Annotated in this window: 12 protein-coding genes; 6 read left to right on the forward strand and 6 right to left on the reverse strand. The window is 42.1% G+C overall.

The genetic code is table 11. The features are described from left to right. Positions 1 to 214: 214 nt before the first annotated feature. Positions 215 to 586: a hypothetical protein gene (locus tag BP896_RS05390; protein WP_291766521.1), complete on the forward strand. Its 372-nt coding sequence runs from the start codon at positions 215 to 217 to the stop codon at positions 584 to 586. Between the two features lie 4 nt (positions 587 to 590). Here BP896_RS05390 and BP896_RS05395 read toward each other — a convergent pair whose 3' ends face one another. Both BP896_RS05395 and BP896_RS05400 read right to left on the reverse strand, forming a co-directional pair. After that, entirely contained in the window at positions 591 to 1,349 is a 759-nt protein-coding gene (locus BP896_RS05395) for an ABC transporter permease (RefSeq protein WP_291766523.1), read from the reverse strand. Beyond that, positions 1,315 to 2,322: an ABC transporter ATP-binding protein gene (locus tag BP896_RS05400; RefSeq protein WP_291766525.1), complete on the reverse strand. Its 1,008-nt coding sequence runs from the start codon at positions 2,320 to 2,322 to the stop codon at positions 1,315 to 1,317. Before BP896_RS05400 ends, BP896_RS05395 begins: the two co-directional genes overlap by 35 nt. A gap of 39 nt (positions 2,323 to 2,361) precedes the next feature. Here BP896_RS05400 and BP896_RS05405 point away from each other — a divergent pair, with 39 nt between their 5' ends. Next, positions 2,362 to 3,135: a nicotinamide mononucleotide deamidase-related protein gene (locus tag BP896_RS05405; RefSeq protein ID WP_291766527.1), complete on the forward strand. Its 774-nt coding sequence runs from the start codon at positions 2,362 to 2,364 to the stop codon at positions 3,133 to 3,135. Here the strand turns inward: BP896_RS05405 and BP896_RS05410 are convergent. The 4 genes from BP896_RS05410 to BP896_RS05425 form a co-directional block, all read right to left on the reverse strand. Beyond that, a complete protein-coding gene (locus tag BP896_RS05410; RefSeq protein ID WP_291766529.1) occupies positions 3,132 to 4,385 on the reverse strand; it encodes an NRAMP family divalent metal transporter in 1,254 nt (417 codons plus the stop codon). The genes BP896_RS05405 and BP896_RS05410 overlap by 4 nt on opposite strands. Before the next feature lie 76 nt (positions 4,386 to 4,461). Then, entirely contained in the window at positions 4,462 to 5,112 is a 651-nt protein-coding gene (locus BP896_RS05415) for a hypothetical protein (RefSeq protein WP_291766531.1), read from the reverse strand. Continuing rightward, positions 5,113 to 5,697, reverse strand: a complete 585-nt coding sequence (locus tag BP896_RS05420; RefSeq protein WP_291766533.1) for a TATA-box-binding protein — start codon at positions 5,695 to 5,697, stop codon at positions 5,113 to 5,115. Between the two features lie 100 nt (positions 5,698 to 5,797). Next, the gene (locus tag BP896_RS05425) at positions 5,798 to 7,357 is read right to left on the reverse strand and encodes a hypothetical protein (RefSeq protein ID WP_291766535.1); all 1,560 of its coding nucleotides are present in this window, start codon (positions 7,355 to 7,357) and stop codon (positions 5,798 to 5,800) included. A 476-nt stretch (positions 7,358 to 7,833) separates the two neighbouring features. Between BP896_RS05425 and BP896_RS05430 the strand changes: the two genes are divergently transcribed. The 4 genes from BP896_RS05430 (at position 7,834) to BP896_RS05445 (ending at position 13,033) form a co-directional block, all read left to right on the forward strand. Continuing rightward, complete coding sequence (locus tag BP896_RS05430; protein WP_291766537.1) at positions 7,834 to 9,393, forward strand: type II/IV secretion system ATPase subunit; 1,560 nt, start codon at positions 7,834 to 7,836, stop codon at positions 9,391 to 9,393. Between the two features lie 34 nt (positions 9,394 to 9,427). Further along, complete coding sequence (locus BP896_RS05435; RefSeq protein WP_291766538.1) at positions 9,428 to 9,994, forward strand: GMP synthase subunit A; 567 nt, start codon at positions 9,428 to 9,430, stop codon at positions 9,992 to 9,994. 99 nt (positions 9,995 to 10,093) lie between these two features. After that, entirely contained in the window at positions 10,094 to 11,227 is a 1,134-nt protein-coding gene (locus BP896_RS05440) for a GMP synthase (protein ID WP_291766539.1), read from the forward strand. Positions 11,228 to 12,004: 777 nt separating this feature from the next. Beyond that, complete coding sequence (locus tag BP896_RS05445; protein WP_291766541.1) at positions 12,005 to 13,033, forward strand: ATP-binding protein; 1,029 nt, start codon at positions 12,005 to 12,007, stop codon at positions 13,031 to 13,033. Positions 13,034 to 13,336: the final 303 nt, after the last annotated feature.

Consider the following 13,336-nt stretch of genomic DNA (forward strand, 5'->3'; position numbering starts at 1 on the left):
AGGAGATAATGGTATGTTTTTGATTTAAACGAACTTAAATATAATTTCTTTTTTACTTTTCTCGATTTTTAATATGATTGTTCATGTTATGTGGATTCTTTGCTTAGGGTGCATTGAATTGTAATGCGGTGTTTGTTTAGGTATTTGCAAGATATAGATTGTACTGCGGCTATGGGGCTTCATGTTTAAAAAGGGGTTGCCTTAATGTTCATTAATGCTTAAGCCTAATGTGTTGTTGGCTGTGGTTAGGGTGATTGAGACGGCTATGGTGGTTGCGGTAATGTACCTGTACGGTATTAATGCATTAACCCTCCCCTACATTGCAATACCAATGCTAATGTTCGTGATGGCTATAATATTTGCGCTGGTTAAATTAATCTACGTTATAGTTAATATTGAACCCATGTTGGCTCAGAAGATAATGCTACTAACCTTAGCAGTGGATTTACTCATTAACATTTACCTAGCTTACTTAAGCATGGTGGCTCTTGGTTTAACATTCATTATGATGCTTTACATGCTCTTCTTCATAAATATTTCAATAAATTTAGTCCTAATAGCCCTCTACGCCAAGACATTACGGTGAGCCCCTAGTAAATGCTCCTCCACCTGGATTTACGTAGTGCAAGTATTGTGAAGATTACGGTCTCAGCCAGTAGCACGATTACGCTTAACTTAATTAACTCCTGTGGGTAATTAGCCTTCAGTATAATGTACTGTAATACCGTGGACACTATGCTAACTGGGGATACTAGGGCAATGTAGGGTGTGGGTAGTAGGTAGGCTGGGTAGAAGACTGGTGGTAGTGTGCCCAGTAGGAAGCCTAATATGCCTGAGAGGGACCAACCATACCTAACGTCATTCATTAGTGTGGATAACGTGAAGCCAAGCATGCTTGCTGCAACCCATTCAAGAGCCAGTATTGGGATTATTATGAGGTATAGGGATGCTGGAATACGCATGATTAACTGTATCAGTATAATGAATACTGCTAGGCCTGGTAGGGCGTAGGTTAATTCAGATAATGCTAGGCCGAGGGTGTAGGATATTGGGTTAAGCCTGGTGTTTATCAGCATTGACTGGTACTTTAACTCAAGCCTCAGGTAGGCTGCATCACCTATTATTGTGAATCCACCACTTGAGCTAACAGCCATGGCTAAGCCACCCAGTAACCCAAAGCTCATGTAGCGTACTCCACCGAATATAGTCATTATTACTACTATGGATAATGGATTAAGGAGGGAGGAGACTAACCAGAAGGGCTCCCTAATGACTGCCAGCCATCCGTAGAACCAGGCGAAGACGATTACTGACTTAACTTGAGTCCAAATCCCCTGTAGGCTCATCACTATACCACCCCCCAATTAGCCTAATCACAACGTCCTCAAGGGTCTTCCTCCTCATTAATGCCTTCCCACCTATTTTAGCACACTCACTGGCTATTAATGATGAATCCTCACTAGTGTCCACGTAGACTAGGTACCTGTTGTTTAACTTAACGTAACTGTAGCCCTCGAATATTGGCTTACTAATGCCGTAAACCTCAACAACGTACTCACCATTAACCTTACTTAATAATTCACTAACAGTGCCCCTACTCACCACTAATCCATTATTCATTATTATTACTTCATCACTTAGGAATTCAGCCTCCTCAATGTAGTGCGTAGTCAGTATGACGGTTGAATTACCCTTAAGCCTAGCTAAGGCATCCCACACGCTCCTCCTACTGAATACATCAAGCCCAGTGGTTGGCTCATCCATGAAAACTAACTCAGCATTACTGGCGAGGGCCATGGCAACTAGGGCCCTTCGCTTATACCCACCGGATAGGTTATTCATTATCTTATTCCTAACACCCCACAAGCCAAGTTCCTCAAGTGCCCTCCTGGCCTCGGCCTTAGCGTCACTTATTGAGAAGCCTCTAAAGACTAGGTATGAGAAGACTAATTCATAAGGCGTCACAAAGTATATTGGCTTAGCCTCCTGAGGTATGGAGGCTATCCTAGGCCTAACCCTCTCAGGATTCCTTAAGGCATCCTCCCCAAGTATAATTAACTTACCAGTACTGGGTTCAAGTTCAGTGGTAAGTATTCTAACTAGCGTTGTCTTACCTGCACCATTAGGGCCAAGTAAGGTAACTACCTTACCTCGATTAACGCTTAAGTCAGCGTTCCTTAAAGCCCACTTAACACCATCATACGTCTTACCTAATCCCTCAGCATTAATCACTATTCCATGAGGATCAAGGCTTACTCCACCTGCCATTAATAAGCGTTTCGCGCCCAATAGGTATTTCACTGAGTTAACTTGATTACTCATGAGGAATCCTTAATACCCACTTGTTAGCCTCCTGGAACTATGAGGGCTTACGTAATAACCATAGGTAATGAGATACTTAAGGGTAGGACAATAAACACTAACGCAGCCCATATCGGCAGGGTACTCACGTATGCTGGCTATGATGTCATTAGAATGGTTGTTGTACCTGATGAAATTGATGAAATAGTGTGGGCCTTTAGGGATGGCTTAAGTAGGGCTGATTTAATAGTATCAACAGGAGGCCTTGGGCCAACCTTCGATGATAAGACCGTTGAAGCCTTAGCCAAGGCACTTAACCTAGAGCTTGAGTTAAACCAGGAGGCGTACAGTATGGTTAAGAGTAAGTATGATAAGCTTGGGGTTGAGTTAACTAGGGAGAGGATTAAAATGGCTTACATGCCTAAGGGAGCTAAACCACTGCCTAACCCAGTGGGTACTGCTCCAGGAGTCTACATTGAGTACGCTGGAAGAAGGATACTCACCCTACCAGGTGTGCCTGCTGAAATGGAGGCAATACTTGATGAAGTCCTACCGCAGTTAAGGGTTCCAGGTAGGTATTATTATGAGGAGTCGGTGGTGGTGAGGGGGATTATGGAGAGTGCCCTAGCGCCCGTGGTTAATGATGTTATGAGGCTTAACGCCGGTTTAGTTTACGTGAAGAGCCACCCTAAGGGTATTGAGATTGATAAGCCTGTGGTGGAGGTTGAGGTATCAGCCTCAGGCAGTAGTGAAGAGGAGGTTAAGGGTAGGGTTAAGGAGGCTATTAGGCAAATACTGGATAGGGCTAAGTCCATTAATCCACAATGCTGTTAAAGGGATGATACAGCTGCGTAAACGCCAAGCACCAGTATTAGTATTGCGGTGGCGTATAATGCAAGAGCCCTAACCCTACCTATTGCATAAGAGCCCACTAGCCTACGGTCTGATGTCAACCTTATCAGTAGTATTAATGGTACTGAGAGGGCTATTGAGTTAAATATCATTATGTCAATTATTGTGTTAGCCAGATTCCTCGACAGTAAGACTAATAATGCGGCTGGGATAACTTCGATTAAGTAGAATAAGTAGAAGACCTTAGCATTCCTAAACCTATACCTAAAACCACTGGGTTCACCTAAGTATTCACCCAACCCATAGGCGAAGCCCATGCTTATTACGAATACCGCCAATGTGGCTGCTGCAATTAACCCCACTGACGCCGCGTAGAACCAGTAATTACCCATAATCAATCTTATTGACCTCAGGGTATTTAGGAAACCATCAACGGAGCCGCCCTTAATCCTAAGCCCATAGCCAATTAAGGCGCCGGCAACCATTAGTAATTCACTGATCGCAGCCCCCACAGCAGTCTCAAACCTCTCATGAGTATAGTGACTGGGTTTAAGCCCCTTATCCACTATTGCGGATGACTGATAGTACAGCATCCAGGGCATTATGGCCGCCCCTATGTTAGCGGCCAGTAAGCCAATGTAACTAACGTTACTGTATGAGCTTGGGTTAAACATGAGTTCAGTGGATTCATATAGGGCTGTGGGGTTAAGGCCAATGACTATGAATGCGGCTAAGTAAACTAGAATTAATGTTGATAGTAATAGGAGAATGTCCTCAATCCTCCTGTATGATCCACTAAGGAGTATTATAATTGTGTGTAGGGTCAATATGATTAATACTGATGCAATTACAGGTATACCTAAGGTTAATCCCACAGCAGCCACTGAGGCATATTCACCTAAGTATGCTGCACCATCAATGAGCATCATAAGTAGGAGTGAGGATAATGCAGCCCTCTTACCGTACCTATCCTTAATGATTTCTCCAATACCCCTACCACTACCCAACGCTAACCTAATGGTTAATTCCTGAGTGAAGTAGAGCGGTATTGTAAGTAGTATTAGCCATGGTATCATTAGGTAGCTTAAGTAGTAGCCACTCTGCATTGCAGTTAATAGGCTTGGTGCATCAACATCAGCAAGCATCACCAACCAACCTGGACCCAGAATGCTCCTAATCCTCCCCCCAGTGCTCCTTAATGTTTTCGCTAATTTATTAGATACAGCTAACACTCTCTCAGTCCCAGGTAACACGCTAATAAAGCTTACTCAATGATACTTATACTTAACTAAAATACGTTGAGGTAACTTAACTTACTGATGCATCCACTGAAACATCAATACTCCTGCAGTTTAAGGCGCAGTCAATTGGACTGGAGCATTCACAGTTAACCTTACCGCCACTGCACAATACCCTATTAACTGTGATAAATCTAATAGCAGTATTCACGTCCTCGAAAACAACATTCCTAACATTATCCATAGGTATATTATAGATTAAGCGTTCATCAATACTACCGTGAGTGGGTATGTATAAGTTAATAATCCTGGAATTCCTAAGAAGTAGGTGAAGTATTGATGATGACTCATCCCTAATGGGCTCCACGTAGAATTCACCATCAATGTAGTCATGAACCATCACGTAGGTGTTGGGCTGCACAATATAGGATACGTTACTATGCCTCAGGGATACGTTGAGGGCCTTTAGGAGTACTGGTGATTGATCACTAAGCCTAATTAACACCCACTCGGATCCATTTATTAACCTATTAACGTAAACCCACTTACCTGAAGTTAAATAGCCGTTAATGGTGAGGAGTATGTTCTTACCCTTAACCACGGGGTAGGCCTCATAAGCTTCAGCATCATTAACCATATATATTACGTTGCGGCCAGGTACCCTACTGAAGGCATCCCTCCAATTTAATGTTATGTATGTGTTACCTTTAATGCACATCATTTACGTTTCCTCATATGCAGACTCCTCCTCAATAACGTATAGTGCATTAATCTCCTTTAATTTATCGTAAAGTTTACGAACAGCCACGGCTACATCAGCCTCCTTCTTAGCTCCTGTGCAAACTATCTTACCTGAACTAAACACTAGTATAACAACCTTAGGGTCATTCATCCTATATATTAACCCCGGGAACTGCTCAGGCTCATACATTGAGTTCTCAAGGAGTAGCGCAGCCTTCTCAATATTAACCTCAGCGTGCAAATTACCTGAGGCAACAATGTTCTGAACCTGAATATCTGAATCATTCTGTATCTGTGCACCACGTTGATTAAGGGTCTTAACAAGGTACTTAACAGCCCTCTTCAATTCCTCCTCACTCTTAGCTCCTGTGCAAACCATCTTACCCGTCCTGAATATTAAGGCCGATATCTTAGGCCTCTGGAATCTTAGTATTAAGCCAGGGAATTGATCAGGATTATACTCAGCGGCAGGCAGAACTTCTGCAAGCCTTTCTAGGTCCAGATCAACACCCAGGTTCACAGTCGCCACTATATTCTCAATTCTGTATACGGGTTCCTTCGGCATCCTAATCCTTTTAAAGCTTTTTAAGCTCCTTAAAAAGCTTTCCTCCAAAAACACTAAAACCTCAACGCAAGCTGCACTTATAGCTGGGTTAATAATTCATCTAACCAGGGCTTAGGTGGTTTACTGTGCTTAAACCTGATTTAACAATATAAGTCAATAACTCCTTAAAGAGGCGCCTAATACCCCCAGACACAGCTAATGATACTGCCAAGTATGTTACCATCGTTAAAACTGCACCAATTGTAATTCTAATTAATTCACCAACAGCACCCTTAACGGGTGGGTATTTAGTAAGTATTATTGTTGACTCTAGGTAAGTTAATAAGGCTGCTAATAATGCTGGGGTAATTATATCAAGGATTATTGACTTCACAGGCACCTTAAGCCTACGCCTAGATTCAAGGTGAATGAACCTGTACATTAGGCTAATGAGTGTCGCTAATATTGAGGCCAATAATACACCACTTATTACCGGTGAAGGCAACTTAACCGATTCTGCCAAGAGTATTAGTGGGTATATTGAGGTTAAGTAAGCTATTGTTAGTATGAATTCAGCGAAGTGGGCGTGGAAGACTAAGCTACCTACATATGTCTTGAACGTTACTTCACCATTAAAATCCACTCTATCTATTCCCTGCATAATCCATGAGTAGTATTGGTTAATTATTGAAGTAATAGTTGAGGCTGTGAGTAGAATAACTGGAATCCTCAAGTACTGTATGAATGAGTAGTCCTGGGGCCTTAGGAAGTAGACTATGTATGGTTCATAGAATATTAGGAAGAGGGCCACCATAATGGTTATGTTGAGTAGGATTAGTAAGTCAATGTAAAACCTCCTCTCAAGATCCTTACCGCTCAGTAATTCACCGTATGTGACGTTAATTATGCCTGTGGCTAATCCAAGAGCCTTACCTTGAACATTAAGTACCTGCCACATTGCATTATCCAGGATGCCACCCACGTAGCCTATTATCATTGAGTCCATGCTCCTTAAATTCCCTGCACCATAACCAATCAATGGTACCCATGATGCGGCAATAGTTTCCTTAAAGTACCTACCCAATGACCCAATCCTACTTAGCCTCGTTAACACTGTTGTTAAGCCGTAGGCTGCCGCTGATAGAGTTATTATTATTGAGGATACTAAGACAGAGAATAGGCTCCATCCGCTGTACATTATGTAGACTATTGAGAGTAGTTTAATGATGGATGCAACTAAGCCCACCCCCTGAAGCCTAACCCTATCAACAACAGTTAGTATACTGTTTACGTAACCCTGCAGATAACTGGCGAAGGTGGATGCCACCGTTAAGTAGGCTACCTCAATGTATATTTGCCTAAACCTCCAGGAGACCCCTGTAATGTAAAGTAACGCTATTACGGAACCCAGTAAGCCTGACATTAAGTATAAGGTCATCATATACGTGCTTGGCTTACCATCCCTAGCAGTGGCCCTAGTAGCCATAAATGACACTATTGTCTGAATTATAAGACCCATTATTACAGCACCATTAACAACATTAAGTACACCCAGTGAGAATGTTGCAAGCTTCCTAGTAACAAGCAGTGAGAAAACTAGGCTAGCTAACAGTGATACTACTGATGTCGTTACTGCAAGTAGCCTAACCCTAACACCCTCTCTAGGCATTCTTGAATTCATTGGCTTGACTTAAGCTTAGTTAATAAAATTATCCTCACATAACCCTGATTATTGACTTATTCAAAGGCCTTAGATTTCACTTTAAGGTAATGTTTAATGCCGGTTAAGTCCCCATACCGCTGCATTCTTCAAAGTAGCTTTGCAAAAATCTTAAATTCAATAAAGCATGAATTAAACATAGCTTCAAGGCCTGCATTAATAATTAACCCCACTAGGTTATTAAGCATCAATATGCTTTCCCGGGATTCCATAGGTTTGGCTAAGCTGGTTCCTACCAGCAGGAGGCAGGAGATTGCCGCCATTCAGCACCGCCTCCACTATTAATGCAAAGTTTTAATGTACGTTATAAATCAGGTAAGTATCTATGGGATTAATATGTGTAATAGCTATAGGTGCATTGAATTGGTGCCCTTACTGTAATGTTAGGGTAATAGTAGTAAAATATTAATACTCCCTTATAGGGTATTAGATGCAGTATGTCTAGTATTAGCTTGGGTTTTGAGAGAATGATTGATATTAAGGGGCAGTATAGGTTGATTGAAAGATACCCAGTTAATGAACCATACGCCTACGTTAACATAATGGAGAATACTGAGACTGGTTCGATAATGTATTATGTTGATGAGGTTACCTTAACCACAAGTGAGAAGAGGGTTTACGGTAATTTACTGAGGGTAATAATGAGTGAATTACCCCCACCTGAGAAGATAGGTGATACTAATTCCATCAGGCAGTTCCTAGCTAATAAGGTTAGGGAGCTTATACGTAAGTACAGGAGGTACCTTAAACTATCTCCCAGTTCTCAATCAACGTTAGCCTACTACCTTGAACGTGATTTATTGGGTTTTGGCCCAATTGACCCCCTCATGAGGGATGAGAATATTGAGGATATTTCGGCTGATGGAGTTGGGAAACCGATATATGTTTATCATAAGGACTATGAAAGCATACCAACTAACATAGTGCCCCTTAGTGATGAGGCTATTGATGACTTAGTTGTTAAGCTGATACACATGGCTGATAGGCATGTATCAGTAGCAACACCGATAGTTGATGCCCAGCTTCCAGATGGTTCAAGGATTGCAGTAACCTATAGGCGTGAAGTCTCACCCAGCGGCTCAACATTCACAATAAGGAAGTTTAGGTCAAGCCCATTCACATTCACTGAACTGGTCACTAATGGTATGATTAGTCCTGAAATAGCTGGCTACTTCTGGACAATGATGGATTACCATAAGTCATTCATGGTAATAGGAGTTACTGGTGCTGGTAAGACAACGTTCCTAAACGCAATGGCAACCTTCATTAGGCCTAACATGAAGATAATAACTGTTGAGGAGGTACCTGAAATTAAATTACCCCACCAGAATTGGATTAGGCTTGTCCCAAGGCTCTCCTTCGGCCCCCAGAAGACCTCTGAAATAACCATGTTTGACCTAGTTAAGGCAACCCTAAGGATGAGGCCTGACTACCTAATAGTGGGTGAGGTTAGGGGTGAGGAGGCTTATGTACTTTTCCAGGCAGTTTCCACAGGCCACGGTGGCATATCCACTATGCATGCTGAGAACTTTGATGCAGCCAGGAACAGGTTAATGAGCCCACCAATGAATATACCCGCAGCCTACATACCCTCAATGAACATTTTCGTAATGATTAGGAGAATAAGGATGATTAAGGATGGCCGCGAAAGGGTTGTGAGGAGGGTTGTTGAAATAGGGGAACCCGTACTGGATAATGGTGATATTAAGTTCATAACAGTATTTAAGTGGAATCCAGCACTTGATAAGCATGAATCATACCTTGATAAAAGCATGTTAGTTAGGGATATTGCGGAGGAGAGGGGTGTTAAGCCAAGTGATGTCATTGAGGATATTAGGATTAGGGCATCCATAGTTAGGTGGATGATTGACAACGGTATTAAGGAGTTCGATAAGGTGGCAAGGATGGTGGAGCTATACTACAATAGGCCTGAGCAGGTTTTATCAATGGTTAAGGAGAAAATAACCACACAGCCCATTGCTCCAACTCAGCGTTAAGTTTAAAATCCTAATTGATGTTATTAGTGTTAAAATGAATGTAATAGGTGTTGTTAATTTTGGCGGCCAATATAATCACTTGATTAAACGTAGACTAGAGGACCTGGGCTTCCAAGCCAAACTCATTAACCCCAATGAACCACTGCATTCACTTTCAAGGGAATTCAACTGCCTAATAATCAGTGGCGGATCATGGAATATCCCAATTGATATACCCAAGTTAGGTAACGCACCTAAATACGTCCTAGAATTCCCAGGACCAATTTTAGGCATATGCCTGGGGCATCAATTAATTGCATATGAATTTGGCGGCATGCTAGGTAATAAAACACCTGAATTTGGGGGTGTTAGGGTACGTATTGATGATGAGGATACGATACTAAGGGGTGTGGGGGCAGAGTTCACTGCCTGGGAGAGTCATAATGTAAGTGTTGATAAGGAGCCGGATGGCTTCATGGTGCTTGCCCATAGCGACTTAGTTAGGGTTCAAGCCATGGCTAATCCAAGGATAGGTAGGTATAGTGTTCAATTCCACCCTGAGGTTAAGCACACTGAGTTTGGTGGCGTTATCTTAAGGAATTTCGCCGAGTTATGCTCCTAAATTAAGTTCCTTGATTCATTATGTTATTTATTTGAATAAATTAATAAAATACCGCACATTTTAACGTAATGTTTAAATCACAGTAGGCAAAGTAGGCTTATGTTCACCCCTGAGGATTTCATAAGAACCATTACAAGGGAGATAAGTAAACTAGGCGTGAATTGCGCCGTTGCTGCCGTGAGTGGTGGTGTGGATAGTACCACTAGCGCCATGGTTACTAAGTTAGCCCTTGGTGATAGGTTAATTCCAGTACTCTTTGATACAGGATTCCTGAGGCTTAATGAAACCAGTGAAATAATCAGTAGTTTAACTGGATTACTACCGATTAGGCTTATTGATGTTAAGGATGAGTTCTATAGGGCTATGATTAACTTAACTGATGCCGAGGAGAAGAGGCTTACGTTTAGGGACGTATTCTATAATACCTTATCAAGGGTGGTTAAGGATAATGGCTGTGATTGGGTTGTCCAGGGGACAATAGCCCCTGATTGGATTGAGACTACAGGTGGTATAAAGACTCAACATAATGTGCTTGCTCAATTAGGTATTGAGACGGATAAGGTTTATGGTTTCAAACTACTGGAGCCCCTAAAGGATCTTTATAAGGACCAAGTAAGGGTACTTGCAAGATACCTCAAGATACCCAGTGCAATAACTGAGAGGCAGCCATTCCCAGGTCCTGGCTTAAGTATAAGGGCTGTGGGTAGGTTAACCATGGAGAAGCTTGAGGTCACCAGGTGGTCGACTAGGATTGTTGAGGAGGAGCTTAGTGGTTTAGGTTTAAGTCAATGGTTTGCAGCTGCCTGGGAGGATGATAGGGTTATTGATGAGGAGCTGAGTAGCATGGTTAAGGAAATGGATAATAACCTAGCAGTTGACGTATTCGGCATTAAGGGTACTGGCGTTAAGGGTGATTCAAGGGAATACGGTAGGGTAGTATTGGTTAGGGGTAGGTTAAGTAATTGGAGTAATGCCTTTAACCTATATAATAGGTTAACCTACGGCACCAATGTAACTCATGTGATTTATGAACTAGCCAGAAGAAGACCCAGCGGTGGATACTTCGTTGCAATAAGGGCAGTGGTAACTGACGACTATATGACGGCTAATGTACCTATGCTCAATGAATCATTACTGAGGAGCGTGGCTGAGAGGCTGATGGAGAATGAATTGATTAATGCCGTGGGTATTGATGTAACCCCTAAACCACCAGCTACAATAGAATTTGAGTGAATAAGTGAATAAGAGCCTATGTTTAATACTTAATTTAAGTTAATCACTATTTTAAGTGCATTGATTTATGCTACCAGGGGAGTATTATCACTCAGCAGCGAATCATACTTGCCTCACTAATCAGGGTAGCCCCCGCCATTTATGGTATTCTAGGTAATTTAGGGACTAGGAGCTGGGGTGAGGCGAGCCTAAATGGTATATGAGCTTCAACCTGCGTTGAAACCAGAAGCAATACCTAAGTAAATTATGCCAACCCAGTGAGGGCAGAATGCTCATCAACGACAAGGAGCCATCAGCCTATCAATGCACTTAGTTATGGTTAGCTTATCAGTATTCTGTAGGGTGCACGGTTTTAAGTAATTTAGAAATTAACTTAAACAATATATTGCCTTAACATATTGTGTAAGGAAAGTTAAGTTGAGGCTTATTGATAATGTTGAAGTGAAGTTTGTTTATAGGGAATTAACTCTGTGAGTAAATAACAGGCAATAAGCTATGTCTTGAAGAGGCATGGATACTAACTGATGAGAAACCATCAATGCTGGTAGAATTATACGAAGCCAATTAGGGGAAATAAGGATTATTGAACTAAGAATAATATGCAGTCAAGGATATTCTACGAAACAGAAGGCTTCATAACATACTTCCTGTTCAAGGGGGATTCATGGTTTTAAATTGAGCCTGTAAAAATACTGAGTTAGGGATTGGTAGATATGTGGCATGGCAAGGTCCACTACATAGGAAAGCTATAAGAGAAGTACTGATGGGCATTAGATAGTGAGGAGAATTAAGTTAAGCCTTGCAAGGGATTTAAAGGTTGATTTTGTAGATAGGGATTTGGCTCTTAGGCGCGTTGAGGAGTGGAGTGAGAAAAGTACTTATCCTGTTCAAGTAATTTATGGACCTGAGGGCTGTGGTAAAACAGCATGGTTGAGGCAGTCTGTTGAATTATTAAGGGAATTAGGTTTTGATGTGATTTACCTTAATCCCATTGAAAGAATTTTCCTAACTGAGGTTGGTATTGAGGATGTAAGGAGGAGGCTTAATGAAGTGCTTCATGAGGCCACTGATGAGGCTTGGGTTAAGGCTACATGGCTGCTTATTGACTTAGCTAGATCATTAATTAAGGCTGGTAGGAGGAGAGTAGCCATAATAGTTGATGACGTATTCTCAGCAATAGGATTAAGCAAGGCAGCCATGTATGTTAAAGGCATGTTAGGGCTAATAGAATACCCGCCAAGGGATTATGATGTAATAATCACTGTAGCCGCAACCAGTGAAGGTTTGTCTAGGCGTGAGATTGGTAGGCATAGGTGGGCTGACTTAATGCCCATGTGGAATATGAGTAAGGAAGGCTTCAAGCAACTCTACAACCAAATACCAGGCAATAAACTACCATTCGAGGAAGCATGGAGGCTAACTGGGGGAAACCCCTTAATTTTAGGTGAATTTTATAAGGCTGGGTGGAACATTGGTACTGTTGTGGGTAAGATAATTGATAACAAGAGGATTGAGGCCTTCATAGCTTCCCTCTCAACTGAGGAGAGGCATTGGCTTGAAGATGCTGTAAATGATCCAGATACACTTCTTACTAGGGAGAGGATGCAATTGATGGATAGGTTAGTTGAGCTTAACCTACTTATTGATGTTATACCTGAGAGGGACTCCTATCTATGGATTGATCACCCACCATTAAGGAAGGATTTAGGACTAGGTATTGGTGAACATAATGCCTGGCAAACACCATTACATAGGGAGGCTGTGAAAAGAGTATTAGAGAGGTTTAACCGATCTTCCCCACCCTGAAGGGCGATGGTTCCCTGAGATCTTGGGGTTATAACGTACTTAAATTCTCGCCTTTTAAGGCGGGGTACGTTGGTTTTTAACCTGTTTTTACTGGGGCTGGGAGCCAGCCTGATGGCTTGCGGAACCTCATTCACTATCCCTTAAGGCTATGCGCTGTAATGGTGTTCCAAGGGGCAAGGTGAGGCAAGGAAGCAGGATGCCTCTAAGCCAGTTTAGGGTGGGTTTTAATCTTCAATGTGGGATATTGTTGGAGTTAGTGTGGTGAGCCTAATAGGCAATGAGTCATGCATTGCCCTAGGCTAA

This window comes from Caldivirga sp. UBA161 (assembly GCF_002506515.1).
Taxonomy (GTDB): Archaea; Thermoproteota; Thermoprotei; order Thermoproteales; family Thermocladiaceae; genus Caldivirga.